Source organism: Candidatus Krumholzibacteriia bacterium (genome assembly GCA_030748535.1).
Lineage (GTDB): Bacteria > Krumholzibacteriota > Krumholzibacteriia > JACNKJ01 > JACNKJ01 > JASMLU01.
In genome coordinates this window covers 740132-758141 of record JASMLU010000001.1, presented here as the reverse complement: position 1 = coordinate 758141, position 18010 = coordinate 740132, and the positions used below count along the sequence as shown (strand labels likewise).

The 18010-nt window shown below is 58.8% G+C and carries 17 protein-coding genes and 2 pseudogenes; 17 read left to right on the top strand and 2 right to left on the bottom strand.

Annotated features, from left to right (window positions below):
• Nucleotides 1-10: 10 nt before the first annotated feature.
• The 4 genes and pseudogenes from QGH30_03555 to fbaA all read left to right on the top strand — a co-directional run bounded on the left by QGH30_03555 (nucleotide 11) and on the right by fbaA (nucleotide 5709).
• A complete protein-coding gene (locus tag QGH30_03555; GenBank protein ID MDP7021409.1) occupies nucleotides 11-2692 on the top strand; it encodes a M1 family aminopeptidase in 2682 nt (893 codons plus the stop codon).
• Nucleotides 2693-2944: 252 nt separating this feature from the next.
• Nucleotides 2945-3511, top strand: a complete 567-nt coding sequence (locus tag QGH30_03550) for a hypothetical protein (GenBank protein MDP7021408.1) — start codon at nucleotides 2945-2947, stop codon at nucleotides 3509-3511.
• Between the two features lie 90 nt (nucleotides 3512-3601).
• Nucleotides 3602-4630, top strand: a pseudogene (locus QGH30_03545) (alcohol dehydrogenase catalytic domain-containing protein).
• 47 nt (nucleotides 4631-4677) lie between these two features.
• A complete protein-coding gene (gene fbaA, locus QGH30_03540; protein MDP7021407.1) occupies nucleotides 4678-5709 on the top strand; it encodes a class II fructose-bisphosphate aldolase in 1032 nt (343 codons plus the stop codon).
• Here fbaA and rfaD read toward each other — a convergent pair.
• Entirely contained in the window at nucleotides 5706-6671 is a 966-nt protein-coding gene (gene rfaD / locus QGH30_03535; GenBank protein MDP7021406.1) for an ADP-glyceromanno-heptose 6-epimerase, read from the bottom strand. The two genes, fbaA and rfaD, sit on opposite strands and share 4 nt — an antisense overlap.
• A gap of 201 nt (nucleotides 6672-6872) precedes the next feature.
• Between rfaD and QGH30_03530 the strand changes: the two genes are divergently transcribed.
• From QGH30_03530 to QGH30_03475, 12 genes and pseudogenes are all read left to right on the top strand, one after another.
• Nucleotides 6873-8063 (top strand): DEAD/DEAH box helicase, encoded by a 1191-nt coding sequence (locus QGH30_03530; GenBank protein MDP7021405.1) that lies wholly within the window; start codon nucleotides 6873-6875, stop codon nucleotides 8061-8063.
• A gap of 120 nt (nucleotides 8064-8183) precedes the next feature.
• On the top strand, nucleotides 8184-8525 hold the full coding sequence (locus tag QGH30_03525; GenBank protein ID MDP7021404.1) for a transcriptional regulator: 342 nt from the start codon (nucleotides 8184-8186) through the stop codon (nucleotides 8523-8525).
• 8 nt (nucleotides 8526-8533) lie between these two features.
• A pseudogene (gene rpiB / locus QGH30_03520) lies at nucleotides 8534-8947 on the top strand (ribose 5-phosphate isomerase B).
• A gap of 264 nt (nucleotides 8948-9211) precedes the next feature.
• Nucleotides 9212-9907 carry a deoxyribose-phosphate aldolase gene (gene deoC / locus QGH30_03515; protein ID MDP7021403.1) on the top strand — a complete coding sequence of 232 codons (696 nt, stop codon included), beginning with the start codon at nucleotides 9212-9214 and terminating at the stop codon, nucleotides 9905-9907.
• Nucleotides 9900-10529, top strand: coding sequence for a hypothetical protein (locus QGH30_03510; protein ID MDP7021402.1), 630 nt, complete (start codon nucleotides 9900-9902; stop codon nucleotides 10527-10529). The genes deoC and QGH30_03510 overlap by 8 nt, the downstream gene beginning before the upstream one ends.
• Nucleotides 10530-10551: 22 nt before the next feature.
• Nucleotides 10552-10848 (top strand): BMC domain-containing protein, encoded by a 297-nt coding sequence (locus QGH30_03505; GenBank protein MDP7021401.1) that lies wholly within the window; start codon nucleotides 10552-10554, stop codon nucleotides 10846-10848.
• Nucleotide 10849: 1 nt separating this feature from the next.
• Nucleotides 10850-11149, top strand: a complete 300-nt coding sequence (locus QGH30_03500; protein MDP7021400.1) for a EutN/CcmL family microcompartment protein — start codon at nucleotides 10850-10852, stop codon at nucleotides 11147-11149.
• 9 nt (nucleotides 11150-11158) lie between these two features.
• Complete coding sequence (locus tag QGH30_03495; protein MDP7021399.1) at nucleotides 11159-12601, top strand: aldehyde dehydrogenase EutE; 1443 nt, start codon at nucleotides 11159-11161, stop codon at nucleotides 12599-12601.
• Nucleotides 12601-13203 carry a BMC domain-containing protein gene (locus QGH30_03490; GenBank protein ID MDP7021398.1) on the top strand — a complete coding sequence of 201 codons (603 nt, stop codon included), beginning with the start codon at nucleotides 12601-12603 and terminating at the stop codon, nucleotides 13201-13203. The genes QGH30_03495 and QGH30_03490 overlap by 1 nt, the downstream gene beginning before the upstream one ends.
• Nucleotides 13190-13471, top strand: coding sequence for a EutN/CcmL family microcompartment protein (locus tag QGH30_03485; protein MDP7021397.1), 282 nt, complete (start codon nucleotides 13190-13192; stop codon nucleotides 13469-13471). Before QGH30_03490 ends, QGH30_03485 begins: the two co-directional genes overlap by 14 nt.
• Nucleotides 13468-13737, top strand: coding sequence for a EutN/CcmL family microcompartment protein (locus tag QGH30_03480; GenBank protein MDP7021396.1), 270 nt, complete (start codon nucleotides 13468-13470; stop codon nucleotides 13735-13737). The genes QGH30_03485 and QGH30_03480 overlap by 4 nt, the downstream gene beginning before the upstream one ends.
• Nucleotides 13734-14768: a hypothetical protein gene (locus tag QGH30_03475; GenBank protein ID MDP7021395.1), complete on the top strand. Its 1035-nt coding sequence runs from the start codon at nucleotides 13734-13736 to the stop codon at nucleotides 14766-14768. Before QGH30_03480 ends, QGH30_03475 begins: the two co-directional genes overlap by 4 nt.
• Nucleotides 14769-14851: 83 nt before the next feature.
• Here the strand turns inward: QGH30_03475 and QGH30_03470 are convergent, their stop codons facing one another.
• Nucleotides 14852-16639 (bottom strand): hypothetical protein, encoded by a 1788-nt coding sequence (locus QGH30_03470; protein MDP7021394.1) that lies wholly within the window; start codon nucleotides 16637-16639, stop codon nucleotides 14852-14854.
• 581 nt (nucleotides 16640-17220) lie between these two features.
• Here QGH30_03470 and QGH30_03465 point away from each other — a divergent pair.
• Nucleotides 17221-18000, top strand: a complete 780-nt coding sequence (locus tag QGH30_03465; GenBank protein MDP7021393.1) for a formylglycine-generating enzyme family protein — start codon at nucleotides 17221-17223, stop codon at nucleotides 17998-18000.
• Nucleotides 18001-18010: the final 10 nt, after the last annotated feature.

Below are 18010 nucleotides of genomic sequence, written 5' to 3'. Positions count from 1 at the left end.
GAGTGCTCCCATGCTGTCGATCTTTCTGCGCAGGTCCGTCCTGTTTCTTGCGACCCTTTTTCTCCTCAGTGTTTCCGTCTTCGGGGAAGCCCTTTCCCCGAAAGACGAGATTCTCTCCCATCGTGCCGGGGAAGCCGAAATGAAGGCCCGGCTCTATGAGGGTCTGTCTCGTGCCGTGAACGAACGCACGCCGAACCAGGATCTCTATGATGCGATTTACTACGGACTGAATCTCGACCTGAATCCCACGACCCGCATCCTGACGGGACAGGGAACCGTTCGCGCGACAGTCATCGGCTCCTCCATCAGCGAGATGGACCTGAACCTGGCGGGCCTGACGGTTTCTGCTGTCACGAGCGGAGGTGTTGCGAGTAGCTGGACTCACGCAGGAGATGTTCTCACGGTGGATCTCGACCGGGTCTACATGAATGGCGAAACGGTGGAAGTGACGGTGGACTATTCGGGCAACCCGGCAGGCGATGCCTTTGGCTGGGATTCCCATGCGGGCAATGACATGATCTGGACGCTCAGCGAACCCTACGGGGCAAGGGAGTGGTGGCCCTGCAAGGACATCAATACGGACAAGGCCGACAGCATCGACATCATCGTCACCGTGCCCAATGACCTGATCGTCGCCTCCAACGGGCTCCTGATTTCGGATGTGGACAATGGAAGCACTCGCACCTTCCACTGGCACTCCGACTATGCCATCGTCACCTACTTGGTTTCTCTGGCCATCCATCCCTACACGCAGTTCTCCGACTGGTACACGCCGCAGGCCGGCGGCGACCCCATGGAAATCCAGCACTTCGTCTTCCCCGATCATTACAGCGATGTGCAGACCAACTATGCGAAGGTTCCCGACATGATGGATGTCTTCGCTCAGGGCTTCGGCGAGTATCCATTTATTGAAGAGAAGTATGGACACGCAGAGTTCAACTGGGGTGGCGGCATGGAGCATCAGACCATGACCAGTCTCGGCGGCTGGTGGGAAGATGTGATCAGCCACGAGTTGGGTCACATGTGGTGGGGCGACATGATCACCTGCGCAGACTTCGGACACATCTGGCTGAACGAGGGCTTTGCCACCTGGTGCGAAGCCTACTGGAAGGAAGTCAGCGAAGGCTTCCCGGTTTATCAGGACTATATGAACTATGCGGCCTACTACGGCGACGGCACGATCTTCGTCGAGGATCCGAGTAATGTCTGGGATATCTTCAACTCCAATCTCAGCTACAACAAGGGCTCCTGGGTGGTTCACATGCTGAGGAATGTGCTGGGCGACACGGACTTTTTCGCAGGTCTCGCCGAGTACCGGTCCCAATACGGCTTCGACAGCGCGACAACGGAAGACCTGCGCGATGTCATGGAATCCGTGAGTGGTCTGGATCTCGATGCTTTCTTTGATCAATGGATCTACGGCGAGTACTTCCCGGTCTATCGGGTGAACTGGTTGGATACCGGAGGCAATGTGGAGCTCCTGGTCGAGCAGATCCAGACGAACACGGGTCTCTTTACCATGCCCATCGATGTGAGGATTACCAGCAGCGAAGGCGTGTTTGAGCATGTGATTCAGAACAGCCAGGCCAATGAGAACTATTCGCTGGCGGTCTCGGGAACTGTGGAGTCCGTGGAACTGGATCCGGATCGCTGGATCCTTCGACAGGTACAGACCTCGGTTTCCAATCCAAGCTTCGCCGAAGGGATTCTGCTCGTCAATGGTGTGCACTGGGATACCTATTCCTCACAAATCTACAGCGCCTATGAGGACAGCATCTTCTGGGGCGACCATGAGATCAGTTTCTGGGACTGCTTCAACGAACCTTCTTCCGGCTACCCGACAAACCTGCCGGAGCCTCTCGGTCACGGAGCCGTTTCCGGTGACGAGATCGGCAAGTACTCGACGGTCATCTGGGTGGGGAACAACTACAACGGGGATCTGTCCGCCTGGATGGAAACACCCATCGCCTCCTATCTGGAAGTGGGAGGGAATGTCCTGCTGATGACCCGCAGAAGCCAGTCCTTCCTGGAGGGAGAGCTTTCGGACTATCTGGGCATCACCTGGCGGAACACGCAGAGCACTCTTGGCAACTGCGTGGCCGACTATCCGGGCCTCGTGGACATTCCCTTTACGGGCAACCAGAGCTGGAACGATGTCTATGATACGACGGTGGGCCCGAACAGCACGCTTCTCTTTCGTGATACTGCGGGCTTCAGTGGTGACCGGGGAAGCGGTGTCCATGCCCAGCCTCCTGGCGGTGGCCTGGAGCGTCCCGAGGGAGGAAACTTCGTTCATATCGCAGGCCGTCCCTACCGGATGAACCATGATGCCTTGCGAAGCAATGTTGAGTTCATTCTCGAGCACTTCTTCCTGGAACCCTGGTCGGCGACCTCCTCTCCCTCCCTGCCCTCGTCCTCTGCGGTATTGCACAGAAACTGGCCAAATCCCTTCAATCCGAAGACCCGGATTTCCTTTACCCTTTCGGAGCCCGGACCCGTGGAACTCTCGATTTTCGACATTCAGGGCCGAAAATTGCGGACTCTGGCCGCCGGTCTTCTGGCCGCCGGTTCCCATGACTTCGACTGGGATGGTCGCGATGAGTCCGGCACAGGCCTGTCTTCGGGGCTCTATCAGGCGCGCCTGAAATCGGAATCGGGCAGGCAGAGCCGGAGTATGCTCCTCCTGCGCTAGCTTTTGGAGATGCCACAAGCTCCGTCATTTCAGGGGCTTGTGGCGGCCCGCCCAATATTCAGACGATAGAACCTGTTTTTCTTTCCACGCCTCCTTTACTTTCACGGCAGCTCTGTGTTACAGTTGCAGAGCTCGGGAGTTCTGGAGCTTTGTCTCCGTTTCCCCACGCGTTTTCGGGGACAACTTCAGAGCATATGGGTTAACCCCTTTTGATTTGCAACAAGACTCAGCAACTCTTCGAGGAGATTTACTATGAAAAATGCTATTCTGATTCTTGCCGGACTGCTCTTCGTCGCTTCCATGGCGATTGCCGATGCGAAATGGCCGGAAAGCTACGTTCCCGGAACCCCGACTGCTGGTGATCGCCAGGGCGGAGACACCCTCGCTGATGCGACGGCTATCCCCGGATTCCCCTACAGCAACACGGGTGACACTTCCAACGCGCTGGATGACTACGATGAAGTTTGCCCCTACGGTGGCTCCACTTCTCCCGATGTCGTCTACGTTTGGGATGCCTGCGCTGATGGCGAGATTGAAATTACCATGTGTGTCGGCTCTGCCTATGACACGAAGATCTATGTCTACGAGAACGATGCGAGCACGCTCGTCGCCTGTAACGACGACCTGTGCCCGGGCTGGATTTCCGAGCTCAGCGTTGCTTCTGGTGAGCCCGTTCCGGTTTCCTCCGGAAACTCCTACTTCGTTGTTGTCGACGGTTACGGCGGCGACATGGGTGCTTACACCATCGACATGACCGGTCCCGAGTGCACCACGGCTGCCCAGTCCACGGACTGGGGTCTCGTGAAGAGCCTCTACTAGAACCTGCTAGATCGATTCTGGAAACCCCCGTCTTCGGACGGGGGTTTTCTTTTTTTGCCATCCTGCTATCTTGATTCAAAAGGAGGCGGGATGAAGGCGATGATTCTTCGGGCCACGGCGCCCCTTTCCCTGGAAGCATTGGAAGAGACGGACATTCCCTGTCCGGAACCCAAAGAGGGGCAGATCCGGATCCGGGTCTCCGTCTGCGGGGTCTTCCACACGGAACTCGACGAAATCGAGGGGCGTTGCCCGCCCTCGACGCTCCCCATGGTGCCCGGGCATCAGGTCGTGGGCAGAGTGGAAGTCTGCGGAGCCCAGGCGGATCGCTTTTCTCCGGGGGGACCGGGTGGGCGCTGCCTGGATCTTCTCCTCCTGCGGAGAGTGCGAGGCCTGACTTTGCGGAAATGAAAACCTCTGTGACCGCTTTCTTGCGACGGGCCGCGATGCCAACGGGGGCTACAGCGAGTCCATGGTGATCCATGAGGACTATGCCTTTCCCATTCCCGAAGAGATTCCGGATGCCGAGGCGGCTCCGATGCTCTGTGCGGGAGCCATCGGCTATCGCTCCCTGCAACTCTGTGGCCTGAAGAACGGGCAGAGCCTCGGACTATCCGGCTTCGGCTCTTCCGCTCACATGGTTCTGATGCTCATCCGACATCTCTACCCGGAGACCGAAGTCTATGTCTTTGCTCGCAGTGAGAAGCAGCGGGACTTCGCCCTGGAACTCGGCGCTCACTGGACCGGTGACATCACGAGACGCCTCCCCGTCTTCTGGATGCGGTCATCGACACGACCTCGGCCTGGAAGCCGGTTCGCGAAGCTCTGGAAAACCTCTCCCCGGCCGGCCGCCTGGTCATCAATGCGATTCGCAAGGAGGAGGAGGATCGGGAGGAGCTTCTTGGCCTCGACTACTCGCTTCACCTCTGGCGCGAGAAGGAGATCCAGAGCGCGGCCAATGTTTGTCGAGTCGATGTGGAGGAGTTTCTGGAGATTGCTGCCCAGAACCCGACCATCCGTCCCGAGTTGACGGAGTATCCGCTCGAGGATGCAAATCGGGCGCTTCGGGATCTCAAGTCCGGCAAGGGGCGGGGCGCCAAGGTCCTCCGCGTGGGAGCTTGACAGGCAGAAGGGTGGCAGGCATTCTGGAATGGTAACCGGGAGGGACCATGCCAGTAGCTGACTATGCGACTTACTGCCGAATGCTCGATAACGCGACCGGGAAGGGCTTTGCCTATCCGGCGATCAATATCTCCTCGATGATCACGGCCAACGCCGTCTTGCGCGGTTTTGCCGAGAAAAAAAGCGATGGCATCATCCAGGTGTCCACGGGTGGCGGGAAGTTTGCCTCCGGCCTGGGCATTGCGAGCGAGGCAGAAGGTTCGATTGCCCTGGCCGAGTATGTGCATCGTGCGGCCGAGCACTACGACATTTATGTAGCCCTGCACACGGACCATTGTCAGGCCGACAAGATTGAAAGCTACCTGCATCCCCTGATCGAGGAAACCGAGCGTCGCAGAGCTGCGGGTTTACCCAATCTCTTCAGCAGCCACATGTTTGACGGCTCGGCCCTGCCTCTGGACGATAATCTCGATCTTTCGGAAAAACTTCTCGATCGTTGCTCTGCCAGCGACATCCTGCTGGAGGTCGAGGCCGGCGTTGTCGGCGGGGAAGAAGATGGCGTGAGCAATGAGGATGTTCCCAGCGAAAAGCTCTACACGACCACCGGGGACATGCTGGAGGTCTGGCGTCGTCTCGGTGAAAAGTCTGATGGCAAACTTCTCTTTGCCGCCACCTTCGGCAATGTGCATGGAGTCTACAAGCCCGGCAATGTGCAACTTCGTCCCTCCATTCTGCGCGAAGGCCAGGAGGCCCTGCGCGAAAAGTTCGGCGAGAGTGCCCGCTTCTGGCTGGTTTTCCACGGGGGTTCCGGCTCGAGCCAGGAGGAGATTCACGAGACCATCGACTATGGCGTCGTGAAGATGAATGTGGACACCGACACGCAGTATGCCTTCACCCGCCCCATTGCCGACCATATGCTCAGCAACTACGATGCGGTTTTGAAAATTGAAGGCGAAGTGGGCAATAAGAAGTTCTATGACCCGCGCAGCTACCTGAAGAAGGCGGAGGATGCGATGGCCCTGCGCGTGATGGAGGCTGTGGATGACCTGAAGTCGGGCGGTACGACGCTCTTCACCTAGTCTCTTGCGAGATAGCCCCGGACATAATCGAGAATGCCTTCTTCCAGGCTGAAGAGGGTATTCTCGTAGCCGGCCCTGTGGAGCTTGCCCATGTCCGCCTCGGTGAAGTACTGGTATCGCTCGCGGATTTCCTCGGGCATCTCGATGAAGTCGATCAGCGGATCGCGTCCCATGGCGGCAAAGACGGCATGAGCCAGGTCCAGCCAGCTTCTTGATTTCCCGCTTCCGCAGTTGAAAAGCCCCCCGATTTCCGGGTGATCCAGAAAGAAGAGCGTCATGTCGACCGCGTCTTTCACATAGATGAAGTCCCGTTTCTGTTCCCCGTCGCCGTATTCGGGCCGGTAGGAGCGGAATAGCCCGAGACGGCCCTTCTCGAGAATCTGTCCGTGGGCCTTGTGCACCACGGAGCGCATCTCGCCCTTGTGATCCTCCCGGGGACCGTAGACATTGAAGTACTTGAGACCCACGATGCGGTCGAAGAGTCCTTCCCGCAGCGCGTGCAGGTCGAAGTCCTGTTTGCTTCGGCCGTAGGGGTTCAGGGGTTCGAGCCTCGGAACCAGGTCCAGATCATCGGAGAAGCCAAGAGAGCCGTCGCCATAGGTCGCGGCACTGGAGGCGTAGATGAAGCGGATGTTCTTCTCCAGACAAGCGTCGGCGAGTTCTTTCGTATAGAGAAAGTTGTTGTCCCGGAGGTAGTCCCGATCGGTCTCGGTCGTGGAACTGCAGGCTCCCATGTGCAGGATGGCCTCGGTGTCTTCGGCCAGTTCTCCCTGTCGGAGCAGATCACGGAAGCTGTCGAGATCCAGATACTGCTCGTAGTTCTGGACAGACAGATTGACGGCCTTGTCCCCGGGCTCGGACTGGTCGACGGCGATCAGGGGCCCCGCGCCCCTTTTGTCCAACTCCCGCATGAGGTTCGTGCCGATAAAGCCGGCGGCTCCCGTGACATAGATTCTACCCATAGCACCCCTTTTCGGGGCGCAGTCTATCGGGCCGGAGGGCGGGAGTCAATGAGGGGGCAGGAAGAAGGCCAGATACATTCTCAGAGGCACAACCTTCAGAATGCCCTTGCTATTCTGCAGTTTTCCCCCATTTTAGAAGGAAATCAGGAAATGCTTGAAATAACAGGCTCAATGCGGATTTCGCAGCAAGGAAGAACCGATTTGAATTTCCAGACCTTCGGGTTTCACCCGACCCTAGAGGCCACCATCAATGACATTGGATTTGTCGAAGCAACGCCCATCCAGGCCGATGGCATTCCCGCGATCCTTGAGGGTCGGGATCTTCTGGGCCTTGCCCAGACGGGTACCGGCAAGACAGCGGCTTTTCTGCTTCCCATCCTGCACAATCTGGAAAAACGGGGGGGCGGTACTGCCCGGGCCCTGATTGTTGCTCCCACGCGAGAACTTTGTGAGCAGATTCACCGGGCGGCACAGGAGTTCAGCACGGGTCTGAAGACCCGGAGCATGACGATATACGGGGGAGTGCCCTATCCTCCGCAGTTGAAGGGGCTGAAGGAGGGCGTGGAGATCATCGTGGCCACGCCGGGCCGCCTTCTTGATCACATTCAGAAAAGGAATCTGGATACTTCAAGTCTTGAAGTATTGGTCCTCGACGAAGCCGACCAGATGTTCGACATGGGCTTTTTGCCCGATATTCGCAAGATTCTCTCGAAACTGCCCCGGGAAAGGCAGAATCTCCTCTTCTCAGCGACCATGCCTCCGGGGATCCGGGGCCTGGCCGAGGAAATCCTCAATGACCCCGTTTCGGTGGAAATTGCTCATTCCCGACCCACGAACACCGTGTCCCATGCGCTCTATCCCGTGGGGGAACATCAGAAGAGCGAACTTCTGATGAAGCTCCTTCGCCAGACCGATGCCGAGTCCGTGCTGATCTTTGCAAAAACCCGTTCCGGCTGTGAGTTTTTGGGGAAAGAGCTGCAGAGAGCCGATTTTTCCGTGAAGAGTTTGCAGGGAGACCTGCCCCAGAAGAAGCGGCAACGGGTTCTCGACGGATTCCGGGAGGGGGAATTCCAGATTCTCGTGGCCACGGATATTGCCGCCCGTGGACTGGACATCAGCCGGGTTTCCCATGTGATCAACTTCGATTTCCCGCCGACGGTCGATGACTACACGCACCGGATCGGGAGAACCGGCCGGGCGGCGAGTACCGGCGATGCCTTTACCCTGGTGACCCATCAGGATGCCGGAAAGGTCCGGGCCATCGAGGAAGTGCTGGGCGAAGAGATCGAGGTTCGCCGTTTCGAGGACTTCCCCTACACGGGGCCCAACCCCTTCACAAGAAGCATTCCCGCTCCCCGGCGTCCCCGTCGACCCGGGCGTCGGCGGCTCTAGGGCTTCACATTGTGAAGTAACCAAAGAAAAACCCTCAAGTAATCCTTGACATCTTCCGATACCTCCTGAAGACTTCCGAAAGTGAAGTAAAAGGGACGGTCTGCTTCGGATATGAATGTCATGGAATTCGACGAAATCATTACCTCGCCCGCACGGCTGGCCATTCTATCGGCCCTGATCCGCGGGGAACCCCGGAGCTTTACCTCCCTCAAGAGGGAGACGGGCCTTGCCGACGGGAACCTGCATGTGCAGACCCGGAAGCTGGAGAAGGCCGGCTATCTGGAGATTCGCAAGGAGATGCGGGGGCGAAGAAGTCATACCCGTTTTTCCCTGACCGAGCGTGGGGGAGAGACCCTGAAGCTTCATGTTCGAAAGTTACAGTCCCTGCTGGCGATGGGAGAAGGCGTGACCCTGCCGGTTCTGGGCGGAGCACGCAAGGATGATTCCCAGGTCTGGTCCTGAGGAGAGCCATGAAGATAGCGATTGCGGCAGATCACGGAGGATTCGCCCTGAAGGAGGCCCTGAAGGCCCACCTTCGGGAAGCGGGTCACGAAGTCACGGATCACGGCACGACTTCTTCTTCGGAAGCGGTGGACTATCCCGTTTTTGCCCGGGCCGTTGCCGAAAGTCTGGCCTCCGGCGAAGTGGAGCGGGGAGTGGTGGTCGACGGAGCCGGAATCGGTTCTGCCATGGTGGCCAACAAGACAGTCGGTGTGCGGGCGGCGACGGTCTATGACCTTTCGAGCGCACGCAACTCCCGAGAACACAATGATGCGAATTGCCTCTGCCTTGGAGCCGGGCTGATCGGGGAAAGTCTGGCGCGGCAGATTCTGGATCTCTGGCTGGCAACGGATTGCAAGGAGGAGCGTCATCAAAGGCGCGTCTCCATGATTGAGGGTGAGAGATGGTGTGCGGCAAGTGCACCCACCGGCCGCGCCGGGGATAGCGATTCCCCGGTGTTGGCCGGCAGCGATTCTCTCTCGGAGTCGGATCTGGAGCGCATCGTGGATCGCCTGCAGCAGCTTCTTGCCCCCGGACTTTCCGTCTGTGATTCTCCCCCCTGTGTGGCCTCCAATCCGGAGGGGGCTCGCGCCTTTCGGGAGATGGGCGTGGGAAGTCTGAGCGCTGGGCTGGAGAAGACCGGCAGGATCCCGGAAGATCTCGCGAACATGATCGACCACACCCTGCTTCGTTCGGATGCAAGGGAAGAGGAAATCCGGGCGCTCTGCGAGGAAGCCCTGGAGCACAAGTTTCGTTCCGTCTGCGTAAATCCCGCCTGGATTTCCCTGGTTCGCTCGCAGTTGGAGAGAAGCACGGTAATTCCCTGTTCCGTGGTCGGGTTCCCCCTGGGAGCTTCCACACCAGAGATCAAGGCCCTGGAGGCGCGGCGCGCAATTCGGGACGGGGCAAAGGAAATCGACATGGTCCTCAATATCGGGGCATTGAAAAGCGGCGACGAAGCTCTCGTGCTTCGGGACATCCGCGCCGTGGTCGAGGCCTGTCGCGATGGAAGTGCCGTCTGCAAGGTGATCCTTGAGACCGCACTATTATCCAAGGATGAAATTCGGACGGCCTGCCTGCTCTCGCGCAAGGCCCGGGCGCACTTCGTAAAGACCAGCACGGGCTTCGGTCCCGGAGGGGCGACGAGTGAGGATGTTGCCCTGATGAGCAGCCTGGTGAGCGGGGCCGGCATGGAGGTCAAGGCCTCCGGGGGCATCCGCTCCTACTCCGATGCGAAACGGATGGTCGAGGCGGGCGCAAGCCGCATCGGCGCAAGCGCATCGGTGGCCATCGTGGAAGAAGCGATGGATTCCCTTACAGAGATGAGGAGATCGCATGCCTGATCTGAGAGCCTATTGTTTTCTCGACAGCCTCCAGCCCCAGTTTGCCAGCTTTCTGGCCACGGTGGCTCAGGGCTTTCTGCCGCGCACGGGACAGGCCAGTCTCTTCGTGGAAATCTCACCGGGAATCGAAATCAACCGGGTGACGGATCTCGCGCTCAAGAGCACCCGGGTCACTCCGGGCATGCAGATTGTCGAAAGGCTCTACGGAATGCTGGAGATTCATTCAGACAGCCAGGCCGATGTTCGTCAGGCAGGATCGGCGATTCTGGAAGGACTGGGGCTGGATGAAAACGACCGCATGAAGCCGAAGGTGCTTTCCAATCAGGTCGTCCGCAACATCGACGACCACCAGACCATGCTGATCAATCGCATGCGCCACGGCAACATGATCCTCGCCGGGCAGACCCTGTTCATTCTGGAGTGTGAGCCGGCGGCCTATGCAGCGCTGGCGGCCAACGAAGCGGAAAAGGCCGCCGAGATCAATGTCCTCGAAGTGAGAACCTTCGGCAGTTTCGGGAGGCTCTATCTCGGGGGAGAAGAGAAGGATATCGCTGTTGCGGCTCCGGCCGCATTGGCGGCAATTGAGGCCCTGGAGGGCCGCGTCAGGAAGAAGAGCAAGTAGTTTCTATCAAGGAGGAAAGAGAATGGCTGAAGCACTGGGTATGTTGGAATGTCGGAGCTTCCCTGCGATGGTGGAAGCGGCCGATGCCATGGTGAAGGCGGCCAGAGTGGAACTGGTCAGCTATGAGAAGACCGGTGGCGGCTACACGACGGCCGTTATCAGGGGCGATGTGGCCGCCGTCAAGGCTGCCTGCGATGCGGGTCAGACCGCTGCTGCTCGCGTGGGCGAGATTGTCGCCGTTCATATCATCCCGCGTCCGCACACCAATGTGGATCTGGTAATCCCTCTGGGACGCCAGGCCGAGCCTGCCAAGAAGTAGTATGAATCTGGCAAAAGTACTCGGCACGGTGGTCACCACGCAGAAAGAGTCCAGCCTGGAAGGACTGAAGTTCCTTCTTCTGGGCGCATTGGGTCCGGACGGCAAGGAGACGGGAGCCACGGTGGTTGCAGCCGATGCTGTGGGAGCCGGTCAGGGAGAAAAAGTTCTCTATGCCACCGGTTCCTCCGCGAGGCAGACCCGAATGACCGAGAATCGTCCCTGTGATGCGGTCATCATGGCCATCGTCGACAGCTGGGAAATCGGCGGCGAGGATGTCTACAAGAAGGGCGCAGAGGGCTAGGAGGCTCGCATGGAAGGACTGAGCGACCGGCAGGTGGATGCCATTGCCGGGAGGCTGGCTGCGCGTCTTCGCGGGGAAGTCTCCGGCAATGTTGCGGAGACAGGCGGGGACATCGCGCCGCAGTTTGGCGAAGGTATCTTCCCGGATGTGGACTCCGCAGTAGCTGCGGCCACGACAGCCTATCGCCACCTTGCAGATGCCAGTCTGGGTTTGCGCGAGAAGATGATCGTGGCCATTCGCGCGGCCATGGAGTCTTCCTCCGAGGATCTGGCTCGCCTGGCCCATGAAGAGACGGGACTCGGTCGCCTGGAGGACAAGGTTCAAAAGAACCTCCTGGTCACCCGCAAGACTCCCGGCACGGAAGTGCTTGTTGCGGGAGCGAAGACCGGCGACCGGGGGCTGACTCTTTTCGAGTATGCTCCCTATGGAGTGATTGGCTCAATTACGCCGACCACCAATCCCACGAGCACGATCATCTGCAACAGCATCGGGATGCTGGCCGCAGGCAACAGCGTGGTCTTCAATGTGCATCCCGGTGCGAAGAACTGCTCGATGGAAACGGTTCGCCGGATCAATCGGGCGATTCGTTCTGCGGGGGGGCCGGAGAGCCTGGTCACGACGGTTTCGGCGCCTACGATCGAGAGTGCCCAGGAGTTGATGCGTCATGCCGGGGTGCGGCTTCTGGTGGTCACCGGTGGTGCCGGCGTGGTGAAAGAAGCCATGCAAAGCGGCAAGCGGGCCATCTGTGCGGGGCCCGGAAATCCGCCGGTCGTGGTGGATGCAAGCGCGGATCTTGAGCAGGCTGGACGCGATATCGTGCTCGGGGCCTCTTTTGACAACAACATCATCTGCGTGGACGAAAAGGAAGTCTTCGTGGTTCGCGAGGCTGCCGAGGAGCTTCTTGCTTCCATGAAAGCACAGGGAGCCTATCTTCTCGACTCCGCAGAACTTCGAAGGCTCGAGAGAGTGATCTTCGAAAAGAGCCGGGGCCCCGGGAAGCCTGCGGTTGTGAAAAAGGAATGGATCGGCCAGAACGCAGGCGGGATTCTCTCCGAGATCGGCATCCGGGCCGGTTCCGACATTCGTCTGGCCGTGGCCGATGTGCCGCTCGATCATCCTCTGGTCTGGACGGAGCAAATGATGCCGGTGCTTCCGCTCGTCCGCACAGAGAGCGTGGATCGTGCGATCGACCTGGCCTGTGAGGCTGAACACGGTTTTGGCCACTCTGCCTCCATGCACTCGCGGGACATTGACGCACTTAGTCGCATGGCTCGCGTCATCAATGCGAGCATCTTTGTGAAAAACGCTCCGCTCTATGCCGGTCTCGGCCAGGGTGGCGAGGGCTACAGCAGTTTCACGATCGCCAGCCCGACGGGTGAGGGCCTGACTGGCCCGATCAGTTTCAGTCGCCTGCGCCGTTGCGTGATGGTTGACCACTTCAGGATTGTGTGATGCGCTATCCGGCACTGGCACTATTGGAATACGAAAGCATCGCCGATGGCATTGCCGCCGGCGATCGCATGGTCAAGCGTGCCCCGATTTCGCTTCTCAAATGCGGAACGGTTCATCCTGGCCGATACCTGATTATGCTCGGCGGCTCGGTGGCCAGCGTGGAGGAGTCCTTTCGGGAGGGGCAACTTGTGCAGGGACTGCTCGACGCTGTTTTTCTGCCCGATGTGGACGAACAGGTTCACGATGCCGCCCTGGGCGAGCGGCGTTCCCTGGAGTCTGAAGCTCTCGGCATCCTGGAAACCTCGTCTGCCCCTTCTCTGCTGGAGGCCACAGAAGCCGCCCGCAAGGGTTGCCGGGTGGACATTGCCGAAATCCGGCTTTCCGATGACCTCGGGGGAAAGGCCTTTGCTCTTCTCGACGCCAGCCTGCCGGAAGTGGCGTCAGCACTGGAACTGGCCGAAGCCCGGCTGGGAGAGAAGCTTCTCATGAAACAGCTCCTCCCCCGACTCGATGAAGACCTTCGCCGGATGCTTGACAAGGGAACGAGCTTCGCGGGATGTCCCCTGCATGAACCCGGAGGTGCGGAAAATGTTTCTGGGTAGGGTGATTGGCAGCCTTGTGCCCGCAGTGGTATACGAAGGACTCGAAGGTGTTCCCCTCCTCTGGGTGCAGCCTCTGGACAAACACGGAAGGGAAGAGGGCACGGCCTTTCTTTGTGCCGACGGCACTCGAATGGCAGGACACGGAGAAACCGTCTACTGGGAGGCCAGCCGGGAGGCGGCCCTTACCCTGGATCCCAGCTTTGTGCCTGTGGATCATGCTATTGTCGGGATTGTTGATGGTCGGCAGGTGGATGGAGAGGAAGCATGATTCTCGGCCGCGTTGCAGGGCGCATCTATTCGACCATTCATCACCCGGCCATGGAGAAGCATCGGCTTCTGATCATTGACCACCTTGATGCCAGGGGCGAGGCTACGGGCAAGTATCTCATTGCTCTCGATTCTGTGGGCGCAGGCGCGGGAGAGCAAGTACTCGTACTCGATGAAGGCAATGGCTCCCGGCAGATACTGGGCGACTCCACGGCACCGGTGCGTTCCCTGGTGGTGGGGATCGTTGACGAGTTGGATGCCGGATGAAGCGAGTCTTCCTTCTCCTTATCTTCCTTCTCCTTTCCTGTGCCAAGGAGCCGCCCTCTCCTTACAGACTCTATGTTCCCCAGTTCCGACTGCCTGATGGTCTCGGCAGGGTCTGGGTCTATTCGGTCCCCGATCTTCGTCCCCTGAAGAACATTCCCGCTGGCAATGTCTGCGCTCGACTGGCCGTCAGTCCCGATGGCAAGGAAGCCTGGGTCAGTTGTGAGGGAAGTCGGGATCTGTTGCTCATTGATTGCAGGAGCGATTCTGCACTGTCTCGCATCCCTGCGGGACGCACGGTTCAGGGCGGTGCCTTCTCCCCCGATGGCAAGCTGTTCGCAGTGAGCCACAGCGCGGTGGTGGCCTTTCAACTGAAGGAAGCCAAGGTCAGTCTCTATCGAGTGGAAGACCGGCAGCGTCTGGTCACGCTGGAGGTGGGCGAAGATCCCCGCAGTCTTGTATTCTCGCCCGATGGACTTCGCCTCTTTGTAGCAAACCTGGGAGAGAACACGATTTCGGTGATTGATGTCCCGGGCCGGGCCGTGGTCGAGGTGCACCCCACGGGTCCCGCACCCCATGACCTCAGTCTTGATCCCCTCGGAGGCGAACTCGCAGTGGCCTGTCTGGGGCTTCCCGGGGAAAGGGCCCGAAGGCAGGGCGAACTGGTCTTTCATCGCCTGGAGGATCTTTCCATCCTGCGGCGTTTTCCTGCGGGTCGGCACCCGAGCCGCGTGCACTATCTTCCCGATGCTAGCGGCTTTTGGCTGGGGGAAATGGGAGGCCCTGACAGTGCAGACGATCTCCTGAGCTTCTACCCGCGCGGGTCGGAGGAAGCAGCACGAACACTGTCGATCGGAAGGAATCCCCAGTTGGGTCAGATCAGTCCCGATGGACGGTGGATGGCGCTGACCGTAGCCGGCGGTTCGGAAGTGCTGGTATTGGACCTTGCCCTTGAAAAAGTGGTCGCTCGCCAGAAACTCCCCGACTCAGAGCAGAGCCGCTTTGCCGTAGATGCAGCCTTTGTCGGCAACTAACTCTTCAGTAGTGCGACTGACAATAAACGAAACGGCTCTTCCGGGTGACGGGCGAAGGCGATACTCTCAGCGACTCGTCTTCTTCACGCTGAGAATAGATCGGTCAGCTCTTGCTTCAGGGTCTCCAACCGCGTTGCGAAGGACTCGCGCTGCGACGCCACGATCTTGTCGGCAAGCGCGCGGTAGTGCTGCACGCCTCGCTGCAGATTGTCGCGGCACTCCGCGATGGTTTTGGCCAGGCGATCGGACGGATCCTCGCCCTGCCGGGCGATATCCTTGCGCAGCGATTCCAGATGCAGGGACAGTTCTTTGAGCAACATGTGCGGTCGCTTGTTACTGAGCGGCAAGTTCGCGCGTCCGTAGATGTGATCGACCATTCCGTCGAGCGAAGTCACCTCATTGAAGTAGGCGGTATTGGGACCGCAGCAGACGGCCGTGGTCGCGGCGGGATCGATGTCCGTGGGACCCGTGGCGCCGCCGGCCAGATCGTGGCAGATGCAGGCCTTGGCTAATACGGAATTTTGGGCCTGCCGCTTTTCAGCGGGCCCTAGTGTCGAGGCGGCGATCTCCTCCAGCTTGCGTCGCTGAAATGCGCGGCTGGCGGTGCAGGCGGGCGTGGTGGTGAACTCGGAGTTGGACATCAAGTAGCCTTTGGGACACCGGCTGCCCGGCTTGCCGTCGGCGATACGCTTGCGGCGGTTCTCTTCGCTGGCCGAACTTCGCAGCGACCAGAACGGAACGCCCAGAGGCGAGGCGGCGCTGAGTTCGATATCGTCTTCGCCGGCGGCCGGGAGCTGAGCAAGGCTCTCGCTATCGATGTTGACGACTTCGGGCACGAAGAGAAAGGCGCTGCCCCAGCCCGTACCATCCACATTGTAATGATCGCGCAGAAGTGCGTCCTCCTGGGCACTGCCGATGCCGCCCTGCGCGGTGACGCGAACAGGAGCGGGCTCACCCGACGGCTCGCTGCGTCCCATTGCGTCCAGCGCCTGCCGACGAATCTTGCGCAGGTTCTGGACCAGATTGTCCTTCTCCCGCTTGAAATCATCGAGGATGAGCGCCATGAGCTGGCCCTTGCCGCCGAAGGCATGGCCGCCGCAGTTGAGTCCCGACTCCACGCGAAACTCCGAAACATGCAGGCCCAGCTTGGCCAGCAGCTTGCCCTGTAGTGCGGCCGAACGGTAGTCGCTCACTTTCAGCACGATACGCTTTCGCAGATCCCCATGTTTGTCGGGGAACATGTCGGCGAACTCGGCCATGTAGGAGAAGAGTCGGCGGTTCATGCCCGCCGACAGCACCACCGAGGCATCGACGCGGCTGTTCATGAATCCGCGCAGGGCGCTCAGGGCGTCGGAGCATCGCTCGGGAAATTTCTGACCGCTGCTGTCTTGGTCGCGGTCGAGCTTGGTCATGATGTTGATGTCGATGGGGCCCGGCTTGACGAACTTGCGCAAGCTATCCTGGAGCTGCCTGCGAAGCGTGGGGTCGGCGGTGGCCTGCATGCGCTCATAGAGCTCGCGAAGGGGCGAGGGCGGCAGGAGTTCGAAGTAACGGACAATTTCGCTGCCGGCCTCGAAGACGGCACCGCGCACTCGTTCGATTTGGCGATGCACGATGGTATAGAGCAGGTCGAGGTAAGCGGTGATGCGGCGGGCGCGGGCGTCGTCATCGTGGTCCTCGATGGGATCGTAGGGCTCGCCGTGCTCCATGCAGATTTTCAGGCGCATCTGCTCGATGAGGACGTCGTCCACCAGCGACACCACTGAGGCGATGCCGAAGCGGGCCACCTTCAAGGGCGTGTCGATAGTGAACCCGGTGCCCATGACGGGGATGTGAAAACTGTGCACGGGGGCCTGCGATACGTGATCCATACTTACTCCGGTCTCGGGAGTGCTCTGGTCGGTGCGGAGCGCCTAGCAGAGGGGTGGAGTGACATCCACAATCTATGACAGGAGCATTCAAAGAGCCAGCCTTCATATCTTGATCTCAATGAAAACCCGGCGTCGGAAGTCCAATCGATCAGGATTCCAATCCGATGCCCCGCCTTTCGCAGATCTTCAGAGCGATTCGCAAGGCCATGATCGTCACGGGCAAGATGTCTATCTGTGAACCGAGATCGTGGGTTTCACATTTATGAGTTCAATACAGGACTTGGCAAGTCTGTCTGAATTCTGCAATAATTTCGTTAGTCCTTCCGGGTTTTTCGTGCCAGCAACTGATGGCTACCTAATAGTGGAATGGCATTTCGGGGACAGGAAGCCCCCTGCCTTCCGGGGTCTACTTTGCAAGTTTCGAGGGGGGAGAGAGATTTCCCCTGTCCCTCAAGATAGTCCTGATTCGATGAGGAGGGGTAAGCAAGGGAAATGCGCGGTTTTTTCCATTCTGATTTTCATTCTTATCATTTCCTTGCCCTCGGCAGCGGAAATGCGCACCCTCTTTTATCACGAATTTGGTGACACTGACAACTCCTTTTGAGATGTCAATTACGGAAATGACGCGTGGGGAAGGTCTCGAATTACTTCAGTGGGCCTATGAGCAGGGGTATGTGGATGTCAATTGGGATGATGAGAATCCTTACGAACGTAAGATAATCGACAATCTTGGGACTGAAAACGAAGTTCTTTTATATCTATTCAGCAATGACTTTGAATTCAGCGATGGTGTGTTTAGCACTGTCTACGCCAACCGTCCCCTTCGCGGAGTTACCTGGTACGGTGCCGCTTCGATCTGTAACTGGATGAGCCTGAAGCAGGGTATACCCGCAGCCTACGACCACAACACCTGGCTATGTAACGGCAATGACCCTTACAATGCCGAAGGATTTCGACTGCCTACGGAGGCGGAATGGGAGTATGCCTGTCGAGCAGGAACAGATACGTACTTCGCCAATGGCAATGGCGACTACCAAATCCACTGTGGGAACCTCGTTTTTGATGAAATCGGATGGGGGCCTTGCACCTATGATGACAGTGTTGAGGTGGCAAAGCTGATTCCCAATGCCTGGGGCTTGTATGATATGCATGGGCTACTCTGGGAATGGTGCAATGACATCTATGCCGAGTATCCAGACAGTGCTGTTACCGATCCTGTGGGACCTGAATCGGGTTGGTTCTATGTGAAAAGGGGGGGGAGCTTTAGCTTTACCCCTCTCTTTTGCCGTTCAGCGAACCGCTCAAGGTACAGGCCAGATCGTTCTGTGGCCGGTGTCCGTTATGTGAGGTCCTTGCAGTAGCCTCTATGCA